Below are 15,515 nucleotides of genomic sequence, written 5' to 3' on the forward strand. Positions count from 1 at the left end.
CGTTCGGATACTTTTCAGACGTCCACCGAAAGTCGCCCGGGCGACGCGCGGCTTGCGCACGCATCGCGTCGGATGGCACGTGCGCCGGTGCGCTGGCTGGCCGCGGGCGCGCTGACACTCACCCTGACGGCGTGCTACACGCCGCCCTGGCAGACGCTGCCGTCCATGGTTTCGCAAGCCGACGTACAGGCGCAACTCGGCAAACCGAAGGAGGCGTACCCGTTGACTCCTGGTGTTACGCGCTGGCTGTATCCCACGAAGCCGTTCGGCGAGGAAACGATCGCCGCCGACTTCGATGCGCAAGGTCGCCTGCTGGGAACGACGCAAGTTCTGTCCATGCAGGAGTTCAACAAGGTCGAAATCGACAAGTGGACGAAGACCGATGTGCTGCATCACTTCGGCGAACCTGTCGAGACGTCGGCATTTCCGCTGATGAAACGCGAGGTCTGGACGTATCGCTTCAAGCAGGACGACGTGTGGTTCTCGATGATGAACTTCTACTTCGACCCGGACGGCATCGTCAAAACGACGCAAATCAGCCCCGATCCGCTGCACGAGAAGCGGGACAACACTTTGTTCTGAATACGGGAGAGGGCACGTTCGCACACGGGCACGAACAGCGCTTGCACGGCCCGCGCCGTCCTGCGCCGGGATAAGCGAAAACGCCCGCCCCCGGCGAGCGGTGTGCGAGCGTTTTCGTTGCATTTTCGCGCCGTGCCCCCGAGCCGTCTGCATCGACGCATCGAGGCATCGGGACATGCGATTCATGGCAAGCAATCCCTTGCGGCTACCTCACGAAGGTCGCCGGCGTCCGGATCACGGCGTCAGTTGCGGATTGAGCTTTTCGGCCTTCGAGTACAACTTGTTGAGCGCCGACAGATACGCCTTGGCCGATGCCGCCACGATGTCCGGGTCCGTACCCACGCCGTTGACGATACGGCCGGCCTTCGACAGACGCACCGTCACTTCGCCCTGCGATTGCGTACCGGTCGTGATCGCGTTGACCGAATACAGCAGTTGTTCGGCACCGCTTCGCACTTGCGATTCGATGGCATTGAGCACAGCGTCGACCGGGCCGTTGCCGTCGGATTCGCCCACGAGTTCCTTGCCCTGCGCGGTGAACACCACACGCGCGCTCGGACGCTCGCCCGTCTCGGAATGCTGCGCCATCGAAACGAGGTAGAAATGCTCGCCGCCTTCGGCCTGCGCTTCGTTCGAGACGATGGCCAGAATGTCCTCGTCGAAAATCTCGGCCTTCTGATCGGCGAGTTCCTTGAAGCGGGCGAACGCGGCATTCACGTCCTGCTCCGATTCCATCTCGATGCCCAGTTCCTGCAAGCGCTGCTTGAATGCGTTGCGGCCCGAGAGCTTGCCCAGCACGATCTTGTTCGCGGTCCAGCCCACATCTTCCGCGCGCATGATTTCGTAGGTGTCGCGCGCCTTGAGCACGCCGTCCTGGTGAATGCCGGAGGCGTGTGCGAACGCGTTGGCGCCCACGACTGCCTTGTTCGGCTGCACGTTAAAGCCGGTGATCTGCGAGACGAGCTTCGACGCCGGCACGATCTGTGTCGTATCGATGCCCAGATCGAGACCGAAGTAATCCTTGCGGGTCTTGAGCGCCATCACGACTTCTTCGAGCGACGTGTTACCGGCGCGCTCGCCCAGTCCGTTGATCGTGCACTCGATCTGACGCGCGCCGCCGAGTTGCACACCCGCGAGCGAATTCGCAACCGCCATGCCCAGGTCGTTATGGCAGTGCACCGACCAGACGGCCTTGTCCGAATTCGGCACGCGCTCACGCAACGTACGCACCAATTGGCCGTAGAGTTCCGGCACGCCGTAGCCGACCGTGTCGGCCACGTTAATGGTGGTCGCCCCCTCGTCGATCACCGCTTCCAGCACCCGGCACAGGAAGCCCAGATCCGAACGGCTGCCGTCTTCCGGCGAAAATTCGATGTTGTCCGTGAATTGACGCGCGTAACGCACGGCAAGCTTCGCCTGCTCGAACACCTGATCCGGTGTCATGCGCAGCTTCTTCTCCATGTGAAGCGGCGACGTGGCGATGAAGGTGTGGATACGCGACGAGTTCGCCCCCTTGAGCGCTTCGGCGGCACGGGCGATGTCACGGTCGTTGGCGCGGGCCAGCGAGCAAACCGTGCTGTCCTTGACAATGCCGGCGATTGCCTGAATGGCTTCGAAGTCACCGTTCGAGCTGGCGGCGAAGCCGGCTTCGATGACGTCCACGCGCAGGCGCTCCAGTTGACGGGCGATGCGGATCTTTTCGTCGCGCGTCATCGATGCGCCCGGCGACTGTTCGCCGTCGCGTAGCGTCGTATCGAAAATGATCAGCTTGTCAGCCATGATTTGCTCCTGTGGGGGTCTCGTAGGGTTCGGTTTGTTCTTGATGTCCGGCGAAGGTGCCTGCGCGGGCTGAAGCCTGCGGGGCCACGGCCGTCGGTGGCGGACAACTACCGGGAGGGAATCAGCGCGCGACGCGCGCAGGCATGGCCGGCCCGAAGGCGGAGTAACGGCATGGCATTGGCGGTGCGTGAGGAAAGGCCCGGAGCCGGGATGGCGCCTGAAATCATGAGCGCCAATATAGTCGCAATCGGGGGTTTTCGCAACGCGGGAGACGGGCGGCAAGCCCCGTGGAAGGCCGGGCTGGAAGTCGTCGGACGAAGTCGGTTACAGCGGCGGAATACGCAGCATCTGCCCCGGGTAGATTTTGTCGGGACTGGAGAGCATTGGCTTGTTGGCTTCGAAGATAGCGTTGTACTTATTGGCGTCGCCGTATTCGGATTTGGAGATCGCCGAGAGCGTGTCGCCCGATTTGACGGTGTAGTACTTCGCCTCGGCCGAGGCCGCCGTCGAGACGGACATCTGGTCGTCGACCGTCTTCACGCCCCTCACATTGCCGCAGCACAGCAGGATCTTTTCCTTGGTGGCCTGATCGGCGGCAACCCCGTACACCTTGACCGTGCGCGTTGCGCCGTCGAATTCGGCATCGAGCCCGGTCGCCTCCAGTCCTTGAGACCTGATGTAATTCTCGATGGCCTCGCCCGCCGCGCGATTCGCGGCATCGGCGTCGGGGCCGGGCGCCGGCGGCTCTGCCGCGTGTGCCTTGCCCAGGAGCGCTTCGCCCGCATCCATCACGAAGTCCAGAATGCCCATGATTTCTCCTTTGTCACGTTGAACTCACGTCGAACTATGGAAACGGCGCCGGGTCCGGCCCGATCGAGCCGGCCAACCCGGGCCACAGGGGTACTTCGATGACCGCCACCGTCAAGATTAGCGCATCCTGACGATGTCATGCCTGACAACTCTGACAGGTCGATGTGACAGGGGGCGTACCGGGACGCCCCTTGTCAGACTCGCTTACTCGTCGACTTCGCCGAAAATCCGCTGCCGACGCCCCTTCACGAAGCGGAACGCCCACAGCACGTAGCCCGACACGCTATACACGCAGAACATGCCGAACAGGGCCAAAGGCGGGTCCGAGGACACCAGAATGAAGCCGACCATGAACAGCAGCACCACACCGAACGACACGCGCTGGCGCACGTCGAGCGCCTTGCCGCTGTAAAACGGCGCGTTCGACACCATCGACATGCCGGCGTAAATCGTCAGGAAAAATGCCACCCAGGGCATCCAGTAGACGTTCACCGGCAGCTTGTTGTCGATCGTGATCCAGACAAAGCCGGCAATCAGCGCTGCGGCCGCCGGGCTGGCAAGCCCCTGGAAGAAGCGCTTGTCGACCACGCCGATATTCGCGTTGAAACGCGCCAGACGCAGGGCGGCGCCCGCCACGTAGACAAAGGCCGCGAGCCAGCCCCACTTGCCGATCTCGTGGAGAATCCATTCGTACATCACCAGCGCCGGCGCCACACCGAACGAGGTCATGTCGGAGAGCGAGTCGTACTGCTCGCCGAAGGCGCTCTGCGTGTTGGTCATGCGCGCGACACGTCCGTCCATGCCGTCGAGCACCATCGCAAAAAAGATGGCAATGGCCGCCTGCTCGAAGCGATCGTTCATTGCCTGCACGATCGCGAAGAAGCCGCAGAACAGCGCGGCGGTCGTGAACGCGTTGGGCAGCAGATAGATGCCGCGATTGCGCGGGCGCACCGGCACGTCGTCGTCCACACTCGGATCGTGGTCTTCGTTCATCGATGGCTCTGAGGGATGCTTGTGACGGCCGAACGGCGAGAGATGCCTGACATTGTTGCGCAAGCGGCCGCGATGGTTTTCCGGCATCAATAACTCCTTGACGATGCTTGGGGTCGGTTCACGGACCCCAGGACTGCGGGCGGACCCGCGACGGATCACCGCTATTGGAACGCGAAAAGCGAAAGCAGTTGCAGGCCACGTCGTCCCGCCATAACGGGAGGTGACGATCCGGCAGCGTGCGACCCGATGTCGCGCCGCTGCCAGCGGCCCTGATGCAAGTTCGGGTGACTTACAACTCGGCGAGAATCGTCGAGGTGGCGGACACCTTGTCGCCGATGGCCACACGCGGGCGCGAGCCGAGCGGCAGATACACGTCGACACGCGAACCGAAACGGATGAAGCCATAACGCTGACCGCGCGTCAGACGATCGCCCGCCTTCACGTAGCACAGAATGCGCCGCGCGATCAGGCCGGCGACCTGCACGCTCGTCACGATCTGGCCGCCGACGTCGATCACCAGCGCGTTACGCTCGTTCTCGAGCGATGCCTTGTCCAGATCGGCGTTGAAGAAACGGCCCGGGAAATATTCCACCTTGGTCACCGTGCCGTCAACAGGGGCACGATTCGAATGAACATTGAAAACGTTCATGAAGACGCTGATCTTCAGCGCTTCACGGCCTGCGTAGGGGTCCTGCGTGGTTTCGATGGCCACGATGCGACCGTCCGCCGGGGAGAGCACGGCGCCGGCCTGCTGCGGCACTTCGCGCGGCGGGTCGCGGAAGAACTGCAAGACGAACAGGGCGATCACCCAGAACGGCGCGGCCCAAAACACGCCAGCCATGAAATGCACGACGAGCGCAACGGCAACGGCGATACCCAGGAAGGGCCAGCCCTCACGGGCAATGATCGGGTGAGGATAATTCATGCGATTGAACTCGCGTCCTTGGTAAAACGGTTGAGTGAGCGGATCGGCCTGCATTGGGCCGAACCGTGACGTGGCGGCATTGTAGCAATGCGCGCGAGGCGGCGACACTTTTTCCCCAATCGCCACGTTGGCGTCACATTGTCCGATGCGGGCCAAACCGGTCTCGGCGACGCCAAGACATGGCCGAAGCGACAAGGAAACCACCGACGGAACCACAAACGAAAAGGCCGTCCGCCTTGCCATAGCAGCAGTGGCTACGGCAAAACGGACGGCCCGAAGCAACGGTTCACGCGATACCGGACATCATGTCGCCATGCGCCCCGCCTGCGCTCACCGCCTGCCGCCGGCCCCCGTCGTCCGCAACTTCCGAACGCGCACCGCGCGGCACGTCATACTGACTACTTAGTTCTTCGACTGGTCGACCAGCTTGTTCTTGGCGATCCACGGCATCATCGCACGCAGCTTGCCACCCACTTCTTCGATCTGGTGCTCGGCCGTCAGACGGCGACGCGAGATCAAGGTCGGGGCGCCGGCCTTGTTTTCCAGCAGGAACGACTTGGCGTACTCGCCGGTCTGGATGTCGGTCAGGCACTGCTTCATGGCCTTCTTCGTCTCTTCGGTCACGATGCGCGGGCCGGTGACGTACTCGCCGTATTCGGCGTTGTTCGAGATCGAGTAGTTCATGTTTGCGATGCCGCCTTCGTAGATCAGGTCGACGATCAGCTTGAGTTCGTGCAGGCACTCGAAGTAGGCCATTTCCGGGGCATAACCGGCTTCGACCAGCGTTTCGAAACCGGCCTTGATGAGTTCGACGGTACCGCCGCACAGCACGGCTTGCTCGCCGAACAGGTCGGTTTCCGTTTCTTCGCGGAAATTGGTTTCGATGATGCCGGCACGGCCACCGCCGTTAGCGGCGGCGTACGACAGCGCGATGTCGCGAGCGGCGCCCGACTTGTCTTGTGCAACGGCGATCAGGTGCGGCACGCCGCCACCTTGCGAGTACGTCGAGCGCACCGTGTGGCCCGGGGCCTTCGGGGCGATCATGATGACGTCGAGGTCGGCGCGCGGAATCACGGCGCCGTAGTGCACGTTGAAGCCATGGGCGAAGGCCAGTGCAGCCCCCTCCTTGATGTTGGCGTGGACTTCGTTCTTGTAGACGTCGGCGATTTGCTCATCGGGCAGCAGCATCATGACGATGTCGGCCGACTTCACGGCTTCTGCCACTTCCTTGGTGTTCAGGCCGGCGTTGACCGCCTTGTTCCACGAAGCGCCGTTCTTGCGCAGACCGACCGTCACGTTCACGCCGCTGTCCTTCAGGTTCTGTGCGTGGGCGTGGCCTTGCGAGCCGTAACCGATGATCGTGACTTGCTTGCCCTTGATGAGGGAGAGGTCGGCGTCTTTGTCGTAGAAAACTTTCATTTGGAGTGTCCCGTATTACCAAAAATAAACTGAAATCAGAATGGATCGAAATCCGCTTACCGCGTTGCCGTTGCCGGTCAGACCTTCAGGATGCGCTCACCGCGCCCGATGCCCGAGCCACCGGTACGAACCGTCTCGAGAATCGCCGTCTGGTCGAGCCCTTCGATGAATGCGTCGAGTTTCGACGAATTTCCGGTGAGCTCAATCGTATAGGTCTTTTCCGTAACGTCAATGATGCGGCCGCGGAAAATATCCGACATCCGCTTCATCTCTTCCCGCTCCTTGCCCACTGCGCGAACCTTGATGAGCATGAGTTCGCGCTCGATGTGCGCACCTTCGGTCAGATCGACCACCTTCACCACCTCGATGAGCCGGTTCAGATGCTTGGTGATCTGCTCGATGACATCATCGGAGCCGGTCGTGACCACCGTCATGCGTGAGAGCGACCGGTCTTCGGTCGGCGCGACGGTGAGGGTCTCGATATTGTAGCCACGTGCCGAAAACAGCCCGACCACGCGCGACAGCGCGCCCGGCTCGTTCTCGAGCAAAACAGAAATAATGTGCCTCATGGTGTATCCCGGATTGTCCTGGTTTGGGACGTCGCGCCCGCGCGCCGGTCATGCCGGCCGCCGCTGGCAGCGCGAACGCGCCTCGTCGTCTTACAGATCTTCCGAACCGAGCAGCATCTCGCTGATGCCCTTGCCCGCCTGGACCATCGGCCAGACGTTTTCGGTGGGATCCGTTTGGAAATCCATGAATACCGTACGATCCTTGAGCGCCAGCGCTTCGCGCAGTGCCGGCTCGACGTCCGACGACTTCTCGATGCGCATGCCCACGTGGCCATACGCCTCGGCCAGCTTCACGAAGTCCGGCAGCGCGTCCATGTACGAACTGGAGTAACGCTTGCTGTATTCGATCTGCTGCCACTGACGGACCATGCCCAGATAGCGGTTATTGAGCGACAGGATCTTGACCGGCGTGCGGTATTGCAGGCACGTCGAGAGTTCCTGAATGCACATCTGGATCGACCCTTCGCCGGTGATACAGGCGACTTCGGCATCCGGATGTGCCATCTTCACCCCCATCGCCGCCGGCAGGCCGAAGCCCATCGTGCCCAGACCACCGGAGTTGATCCAGCGGCGCGGCTTGTTGAAGCGATAGTACTGAGCGGCCCACATCTGATGCTGACCAACATCCGAGCACACGAAGGCTTCGCCGTCGGTGAGCTTCCAGTACGTCTCGACGACGTGTTGCGGCTTGATGATTTCGCTCTTGCGATCAAACGCGAGGCAATCGCGCGAACGCCATTGCTCGATCTGCTTCCACCAGTCGGCCAGCGCCGCGGTGTCCGGGCCGTGTTCGGCCGTTTGCAGGTTTTCGATCATCTCGCGCAGCACTTCCTTCACGTCGCCAACGATCGGAATGTCGACCTTCACACGCTTGGAAATCGACGACGGGTCGATATCGATGTGAATGATCTTGCGGGCGTTCGAGGAGAAGTGCTCCGGGTTGCCGATCACGCGATCGTCGAAACGGGCGCCGATGGCGATCAGCACGTCGCAGTGCTGCATGGCCATGTTGGCTTCGTACGTACCGTGCATGCCCAGCATACCGAGGAACTTGGGATCGCTCGCGCGATACCCGCCCAGGCCCATGAGCGTGTTGGTCACCGGATAGCCGAGCAGGTCGCAGAACTGATTCAGTTCCTTCGACGCGTCGGCCAGAATGATGCCTCCGCCGGTATAGATATAGGGACGCTTGGCCGAGAGCAGCAGGCTCATCGCCTTGCGGATCTGACCGGAGTGGCCCTTCGTCACCGGGTTGTACGAGCGCAGCGACACCGACTTCGGATATTCGAAGCGGCAGCGCGCCTTGGAGACGTCCTTCGGAATATCGACCAGCACCGGGCCCGGACGGCCGGTCTTGGCGATATAGAAGGCTTTCTTGACGGTGGCGGCGAGGTCACGCACGTCCTTCACGAGGAAGTTGTGCTTGACGCACGGACGCGTAATGCCGACTGTGTCGCACTCCTGGAAGGCGTCCTGACCGATGGCGGCCGTGGGCACCTGCCCGGTAATGATCACGAGCGGGATCGAATCCATATACGCCGTGGCAATCCCGGTGACCGCGTTGGTCACACCCGGGCCAGACGTCACGAGACACACGCCGACTTTGTCGGTGGAACGCGAATAAGCATCGGCCGCATGCACGGCTGCCTGCTCATGGCGCACCAGAATGTGCTGGATCTTGTCCTGCTTGTAGAGTTCGTCGTAGATGTAGAGAACCGAACCGCCGGGATAACCCCACAGATGTTCGACCCCCTCTTCTTGAAGCGAGCGCACGAGGATCTCGGCGCCAATCATGTCTTCAGAAGTATTTTGGTGGCGTGCAGCTTCCGCCTCGGAGAATTCCGCGCTTGGCATGTTCATCGTCGACCTTTCAAAGTTTCGGCAAAAATTTTGATTGGGTGCTCTCCCCTCGAACTTGTGGTCCGGGCTCAAGCTGCGCGTCTGAATGATAGGCACACCGGATAGGTATGCCGATATAGAGACAATCACAGATATTGCGAACTGGCAACATTACTGGTTCGCAGCAAAATGGTCAAGCAGGTTTATGCATTTGCAGCATGATCGCGAACCCGGCATCGCAAATTTCCCACACCTGCGGCATACCTTCCCACGCTGGTGCACAATCCTCACATCGTAGGAATGTAGCGAACGCGCCTGTACCGCCACTTCGACACGACGCAACAGAGCGTGTAAGAACATGACAGAACCGGAGCAAAAGCGGTTACAGGCAAGCGCGTTTTTGGTAGCATCCGCACCGACTACGCGATCTTTACGTGATCTTTACGCTTACACGGCATTTCACAGGCGCAGCCGCAAACGCTGCGTGTACCCCACCGGATGGCATCTGACAAGGAACTGGCGGATTTTCTCGCAGGCATCGAGCGGCGCGCTTTCAAGCAGGCCGTCTATGCCGTACGCGACGACGAGGCCGCCCTCGATATCGTTCAGGATGCGATGATCCGTCTGGCCGAGAAATACGGCGACAAACCGCCGGCCGACCTGCCGTTGTTGTTCACGCGCATCCTCCAGAACACCATTCACGATTACTTCCGCCGCCAGAAGGTGCGCAACACCTGGGTGACGTTGTTCTCCAATCTAGCCGGCCCCGGCGAGGACGAACGCGACGATTTCGACCCCCTGGAAACCTTGCTGGGCGAGGACGGGTCAGTGCAAACCGAGAGCAGCGAGGATTCGGTTTCGCGTGCCGAAACCCTCACACTCATCGAGGCGGAAATACAGAAACTACCGGCACGTCAACGAGAAGCCTTCCTCATGCGTTATTGGGAGGACATGGACGTTGCCGAGACCGCCGCCACGATGGGGTGCTCGGAAGGCAGTGTCAAAACGCACTGCTCGCGTGCCACGCACGCATTGGCGCAGGCGTTGAAGGCAAAAGGGATCAGGTTATGAGTCACGATCTGGAAACGAGGGAAATCCGCTTCGCACATCGCGTGCGACGAGCATTGGACGAAGCATCCGATTCGCCGTCGCCGAACATCGCGGCCCGGCTGGCCGCCGCACGCCAGGAGGCGCTCGCCCGCAAGAAGCCCGAACCGGTCGCTGTCGTGCAACCGGCGCTGGTGCTCGCGGGTGTCGGAGCCATGCAGTCGCCGGAGATCGGCGGAGCGCGCCGTGCATTCGACAAACTGGGCCGTCTGGGCCTGCTCTGGCCGCTCGCTGCACTGGTGGTCGGTCTCGCAGGCATTGCGTACTGGGAACATCAACAGCATATTCAGGATCTGGCGGATATCGATGCTGCCGTTTTGAGCGACGAACTGCCGCTGTCGGCGTATGCCGATCACGGCTTCAACGCTTATGTGAAGCGTGCCCAGTAGTCCCCCCATCCAAGACCGCCCAGTGACGCAACGCAACGTACTTTTTCTGGTCGCCGCGCTGATCGTCGCCGCACTTGCCGGCACGGCCGCGCTGCGCCGCTCGCCAGCCCCGGAACCGGTGTCCGACATGCCGCCGGCAATCGGCGGCACCGCCACGTCCGGCACCGGAGCCGGCACGCCGGGCGCGTCTTCCGCGCCGGTGGGCGCGCTCACCGCCGGTGTGCCGGGCGCCGCCAGCGCACCGGCAGCCGCACCGCCCTCGCCGGGTGGTGCATGGGCAAGGCTCACCGCCGAACAGCGGGAAGCCCTTGCCCCGCTCTCGCAGGACTGGAACCGGATGAGCGAGCGTCAGCGCGAAAAGTGGGTCGAGATCGCCAAACGTTTCCGCACGCTCTCGCCCGATGGCCGCAAGCGTTTGCACGACCGTATGGCCGACTGGGTGCGCCTGACGCCCGAGCAACGTCAGCTGGCGCGCGAAAGTTACGAGAACGCCAAGGCGCTGCCCCCGGAGCGCAAGGCGCAGGTGTGGCAGCAGTACCAGCAGCTCACGGAAGAACAGAAAAAGCGTCTGGCGGCGGACGACAAGAAGCAGTCCAACCGTCCGAACGTGGTCAGCGCCCCGCCGTCGGGCCGCTCGGGCGTGAAAAACCCGTATGCTGCCGTGCACCGCAAGGATGCCGCCGCCGCTACGAAGAGCACTCAGTTGCCGGTCCCGGGCCCGCTGGCATCCGCGCCGGCGGCCGCGCCCGCGGCTGCGGCATCCGCACCGTCGAGCGCCGCGCCGGCACCGGCGGCGGCGAGCAACGGCGCAGCAAGCGCCGCACCGGCCAACGGCGACAGGAACGGCGACGCCGTCTTCAATTCGGATCTGTATCACCACAACTGATACGGGACGCCGCACCTCCTGCCGCATCTGAATGGCCGCCTCCGGGCGGCCGTTTGCCTTTACGTCCGGGCAATGCCCTGCACCGCGGCATCTACCCCTTCACCTTTGCGCCGACGAGCGCCCCGTCACGGGCTGGCTAGCCCATCCGCCCAATCTTCCGCATAATGGGCGACGCTCCCGGTGCCAACACCACGCGCGTTGCGCGAACACGGCAACGGGACATCCGACAAAGAGAGTTCAGACCACGCCGCGATGACCGACTCCGCTACGACTCAGCCCGCCAAGCCGTCCCGATCGCCCCGCCCGCCGTTCGCCGCCGAGCGGGCCGCCCCGAAGAACTACGCCGTGCCCACCTTGCGTCGCCGCCTGCTCTCGATGGTCTACGAGTCGCTATTGCTCTTCGGCGTGCTCTTCCTGGCGGGCTATCTCTTCAGCGCGCTCACGCAGCAGCGCAGCGGACTGATGTACCGGCACGCGATGCAGACGTGGCTCTTCCTCGTGCTGGGGGCCTATTTCGTATGGTTCTGGACCCATGGCGGCCAGACCCTCGCCATGAAGACGTGGAAAATCCGTCTGGTGGACGCGCATGGCCTGCCGGTGCGTACCGGCCGTGCGCTGCTGCGTTACGTGCTTGCCTGGCTCTGGGTCCTGCCCGCGATGGCCATCGACTGGGCGCTCGGGCTCACGGGCTGGAGCAGCGTCGCCCTGCTGGCAGGTTGGATCGTGCTCTGGGCGCTGGCCATGCGGGTGACGCGCGACCACCAGTTCGTCCATGACCGGATCGCGGGCACGCGGCTCGTCAGCGTACTCGGCAAGTGAACCGCCGATGAGCGCACCGCCGACCACGCCGACCAGAGCTTCCGTTCCCGGCCGGTTGCGAGCCTCGCGCCCGCATCTGGTCTATGGCGGCGTCGAAATCGGGCTGTCGATTGTCGTCGCGATTGCAACGTGGTCCGCGTGGCACAGTCCGTGGACGACCTTCCTCTGGACGGTGCTGTGGCTGCCCGTCTCGCACGCCACCGGTCTCGCTGCGGGTTTCGTCATGGCCGCGCACGGCGATCCCGCGCCCGAGCGACGCACGTCGGCTGGTACGAACATCGCCGTGTGGGCCTACGAATGTGCGGCGTCGATCCTGTTGCTCGACCTCTACCAGCCATGGTTCAGCGCCGCGCCGCTCCCGCCCCCCAGCGGTCCAGCCCGGCCGGTGGCCGTATTGCTGCTGCACGGTTACGGCTGCAATCGCGCCTTCTGGCTACGTTTTTCCCATCATCTGGCAGACGCCGGCTATCACTGCGAAGCGATCAATCTCGCCCCCCTGTTCGGCGACATCGACGATTACGCCCAGACCATCGCCGATGCGACGCAAGCGCTCGCCGAGCGCACGCGCCTGCCCGTCGTCGTCGTGGGCCACAGCATGGGCGGGATCGCCGCGCGCGCCTGTCTGCGCCGTTATCCGACCTTGCCCGTCGTGCACACCGTCACGCTGGGCTCTCCGCACTTCGGCACCTTGCACGCCCGCCACGGCATTGGCCGGAACGTACGTCAAATGAGCATCGGCAGCGACTGGCTCGTGGCGCTTGCGAGCAGCGAAACGGACGCGGCACGCGCACGCATCACGTCGATCTTCACGGCACACGACAACGTCGTCTATCCGGTACGTACGTCAATGCTGCCCGGCGCACACAACATCGCCCTGGACCGGCTCGGTCACGTGTCGCTCGGCACACATCCTCGCTCGCGGGCGCTGGTACTCGAAACGCTGGAGCGGGTCGGCCAGGGCCTACGCAACGGCAACTGACACCGCCTGCGCCTCGCAGCCCGGCGCTCGCGTCGTCCTGTCGCTTCTGCGCGACGCCGGAAGGCACTTTCGCGACACGCGCATGACTGTCATCGTCCCTTCACGAAGCCGTGGCGCAATGCACGCATGTTCAACGCGACGTGCGAGCCGCTATGACGACGACACCCACCTTCGAGTTGCCGATCTCCACGCCCGCGGCTCGCGCCGGTCGCTTCGCAGATACCCCGCCGGGCCGCCCCCTCACCCCGCCCGCCAGCCCTCCCGCCGCCCCGCCCACCACCATCGACCTGCCGCCGGACACGCCCGATCCGCTCGACCCGCCGCCCGAAGGCATCACCCGTTATCGCACGATCTGGCTTTCCGACATTCACCTCGGCACGCAAGGCTGTCAGGCGGAATATCTGCTCGACTTCCTGCGCCATCACGACTCGGACTACCTCTATCTGGTTGGCGACATCATCGACGGCTGGCACCTGCGAAAGGGCTGGCACTGGCCGCAGGCGCACAACGACGTGGTACAGAAGATGTTGCGGCGCGCGCGCAAGGGCACGCAGGTCGTCTACGTGCCCGGGAACCACGACGAAGCGGCGCGCCAGTTCTGCGGGCTGGCCTTCGGCGACATCGCCGTGCGCGACGAGGCATTTCACACCACGCTCACCGGCAAGCGGCTATGGATCACGCACGGCGATCTGTTCGACGGCGTGATTCAGCACGCCAAGTGGCTCGCCTATCTGGGCGACTCGCTCTACACGCTCACCCTGCTGCTCAATCGCTGGTTCAACCGCGTGCGCACACGCTTCGGCTTCCCGTACTGGTCGCTCTCGCAGTATCTGAAGCATCAGGTGAAGAATGCCGTGAACTTCATTTCCGCCTTCGAGCATGTGATGGCCGACGAGGCCCGTCGCCGGGGCTGCGACGGTGTGGTCTGCGGTCACATCCACAAACCGGAGATTCGCGAGATCGACGGGCTTCTCTATTGCAACGACGGCGACTGGGTCGAAAGCCTGTCGGCGCTGGTCGAGACGATGGAGGGGGAATTGAAGATCGTCTACTGGACGCAAAAACGTCAGACGCGCGCGAACGTGAAAGCCACACCGGTGAGTGCCTGACCCCATGCCCGCAGGCAGCGCGGAGCACCGGGACAGCGTGGGCGCAGGCAAGCGCCGGCTGGCGCGAGCGTCCATCGCCCGCCACCGTACGCCATCACACACTCGCGCGCAGCCATGCGTCCCTACGCGGTTCACACGATTCCAACCGGCGCACGAACGGCGGCCTCTCGCCGGATGTGCGCCTTCTCACGCGCAGTTGCGCGTGTCATTCCACCCGCGCCACGTGCGCGAAGGAGCGCCCGATGAAAATCATGATCATCACCGACGCCTGGGATCCGCAGATCAACGGCGTGGTCCGCACGTTGAAGAACACGCGCGCTCAGCTGGAAGCGTCCGGCCATCGTGTCGAGTTGCTCACGCCGCAGGAGTTTCGCACCATCCCGTGCCCGACCTATCCGGAAATTCGTCTCGCGTTCTTCGCCGGCAGCCGGGTCGCGCGCCGCATCGAAGACTTCGCCCCCGACGCGCTGCACATCGCCACCGAAGGTCCGCTCGGCATGGCGGCGCGCAAGTGGGCCATTCGCCACGACTTCCCGTTCACAACGGCGTACCACACCCGTTTTCCGGAGTACGTGCAGGCGCGCTTCGGCTTTCCGCTGAGCACCACCTACCGCTTCCTGCGGTGGTTCCACAAGCCGTCGCGCGCGGTGATGGCCCCCACGCCCGTAGTCAAGCGCGATCTCGAAGCGGCGGGCTTCAATAACGTGGTGCTGTGGACACGCGGCGTCGACCTCGACATCTTCCGTGTGCAGGAAGCACATGTGCTAAATTCGGCACATCCGATTTTCCTCTACGTGGGGCGCGTTGCCGTGGAGAAGAACATCGAAGCCTTTCTGAAGCTGGATCTGCCCGGCTCTAAGTGGGTCGCGGGTGAAGGGCCGCAACTGGCCGAACTTCGCTCGCGCTACCCCGACGTGAACTATCTCGGCATGCTCTCGCAGCCGGAGCTGGCGAAGGTGTATGCGTCGGCCGACGTGTTCGTGTTCCCGAGCCGCACCGATACGTTCGGTCTGGTGCTGCTCGAAGCGATGGCCTGCGGGCTGCCGGTGGCCGCTTTCCCCGTGACCGGTCCGGTCGACGTACTCGACGGGTGCCCCGAAGGCGATGGCGGCGCCTTGCGTGAAGATCTGCGTGAAGCATGTTTGGATGCGCTCAAGGTCTCGCGAGCGAGTGCCCGGGCCTGGGCCGAGCGCTTCTCGTGGCAGGCCGCCTCCGAAGAGTTCGCCTCGCACCTGCATCCGCGCAAGCCCGAGCCGTCGCTCGCGCCCGCGGTCTGAACCACCTCCAGAGCCCGTTGCGGCGAGGAACCT

General features: G+C 63.3%; 15 protein-coding genes. 8 read left to right on the top strand and 7 right to left on the bottom strand.

Annotated features, from left to right (window positions below; all coding sequences use genetic code 11):
- The first annotated feature begins 72 nt into the window (after nt 1–72).
- The gene (locus AB870_RS13440) at nt 73–582 is read left to right on the top strand and encodes a hypothetical protein (RefSeq protein WP_053059702.1); all 510 of its coding nucleotides are present in this window, start codon (nt 73–75) and stop codon (nt 580–582) included.
- Between the two features lie 234 nt (nt 583–816).
- Here the strand turns inward: AB870_RS13440 and AB870_RS13445 are convergent, their stop codons facing one another.
- From AB870_RS13445 to AB870_RS13475, 7 genes are all read right to left on the bottom strand, one after another.
- The gene (locus tag AB870_RS13445; protein ID WP_047905095.1) at nt 817–2,361 is read right to left on the bottom strand and encodes a 2-isopropylmalate synthase; all 1,545 of its coding nucleotides are present in this window, start codon (nt 2,359–2,361) and stop codon (nt 817–819) included.
- Nucleotides 2,362–2,685: 324 nt separating this feature from the next.
- Complete coding sequence (lysM, locus tag AB870_RS13450; RefSeq protein WP_047905096.1) at nt 2,686–3,171, bottom strand: peptidoglycan-binding protein LysM; 486 nt, start codon at nt 3,169–3,171, stop codon at nt 2,686–2,688.
- Between the two features lie 204 nt (nt 3,172–3,375).
- A complete protein-coding gene (gene pssA, locus AB870_RS13455) occupies nt 3,376–4,251 on the bottom strand; it encodes a CDP-diacylglycerol--serine O-phosphatidyltransferase (RefSeq protein WP_047905097.1) in 876 nt (291 codons plus the stop codon).
- A 202-nt stretch (nt 4,252–4,453) separates the two neighbouring features.
- A complete protein-coding gene (locus AB870_RS13460; RefSeq protein ID WP_047908183.1) occupies nt 4,454–5,089 on the bottom strand; it encodes a phosphatidylserine decarboxylase in 636 nt (211 codons plus the stop codon).
- Nucleotides 5,090–5,491: 402 nt separating this feature from the next.
- A complete protein-coding gene (gene ilvC, locus AB870_RS13465; RefSeq protein WP_047905098.1) occupies nt 5,492–6,508 on the bottom strand; it encodes a ketol-acid reductoisomerase in 1,017 nt (338 codons plus the stop codon).
- A 77-nt stretch (nt 6,509–6,585) separates the two neighbouring features.
- Nucleotides 6,586–7,077 carry an acetolactate synthase small subunit gene (gene ilvN / locus AB870_RS13470; protein ID WP_039397629.1) on the bottom strand — a complete coding sequence of 164 codons (492 nt, stop codon included), beginning with the start codon at nt 7,075–7,077 and terminating at the stop codon, nt 6,586–6,588.
- A 90-nt stretch (nt 7,078–7,167) separates the two neighbouring features.
- A complete protein-coding gene (locus tag AB870_RS13475; RefSeq protein WP_047905099.1) occupies nt 7,168–8,937 on the bottom strand; it encodes an acetolactate synthase 3 catalytic subunit in 1,770 nt (589 codons plus the stop codon).
- Between the two features lie 477 nt (nt 8,938–9,414).
- Between AB870_RS13475 and AB870_RS13480 the strand changes: the two genes are divergently transcribed.
- The 7 genes from AB870_RS13480 to AB870_RS13510 all read left to right on the top strand — a co-directional run bounded on the left by AB870_RS13480 (nt 9,415) and on the right by AB870_RS13510 (nt 15,482).
- Complete coding sequence (locus tag AB870_RS13480) at nt 9,415–9,987, top strand: RNA polymerase sigma factor (RefSeq protein WP_047905100.1); 573 nt, start codon at nt 9,415–9,417, stop codon at nt 9,985–9,987.
- Entirely contained in the window at nt 9,984–10,412 is a 429-nt protein-coding gene (locus AB870_RS13485) for a DUF3619 family protein (RefSeq protein WP_047905101.1), read from the top strand. The genes AB870_RS13480 and AB870_RS13485 overlap by 4 nt, the downstream gene beginning before the upstream one ends.
- Before the next feature lie 22 nt (nt 10,413–10,434).
- Complete coding sequence (locus tag AB870_RS13490; RefSeq protein WP_053059366.1) at nt 10,435–11,298, top strand: DUF3106 domain-containing protein; 864 nt, start codon at nt 10,435–10,437, stop codon at nt 11,296–11,298.
- A 252-nt stretch (nt 11,299–11,550) separates the two neighbouring features.
- Nucleotides 11,551–12,117: an RDD family protein gene (locus tag AB870_RS13495; RefSeq protein ID WP_084663687.1), complete on the top strand. Its 567-nt coding sequence runs from the start codon at nt 11,551–11,553 to the stop codon at nt 12,115–12,117.
- Between the two features lie 7 nt (nt 12,118–12,124).
- The gene (locus AB870_RS13500; protein WP_071386878.1) at nt 12,125–13,096 is read left to right on the top strand and encodes an esterase/lipase family protein; all 972 of its coding nucleotides are present in this window, start codon (nt 12,125–12,127) and stop codon (nt 13,094–13,096) included.
- Nucleotides 13,097–13,248: 152 nt separating this feature from the next.
- Complete coding sequence (locus AB870_RS13505; RefSeq protein WP_418303965.1) at nt 13,249–14,205, top strand: UDP-2,3-diacylglucosamine diphosphatase; 957 nt, start codon at nt 13,249–13,251, stop codon at nt 14,203–14,205.
- Nucleotides 14,206–14,447: 242 nt separating this feature from the next.
- Complete coding sequence (locus AB870_RS13510; RefSeq protein WP_047905103.1) at nt 14,448–15,482, top strand: glycosyltransferase family 4 protein; 1,035 nt, start codon at nt 14,448–14,450, stop codon at nt 15,480–15,482.
- Nucleotides 15,483–15,515 lie beyond the last annotated feature (33 nt).

Origin of the sequence: Pandoraea faecigallinarum (assembly GCF_001029105.3) — a bacterium.
Lineage (GTDB): Bacteria > Pseudomonadota > Gammaproteobacteria > Burkholderiales > Burkholderiaceae > Pandoraea > Pandoraea faecigallinarum.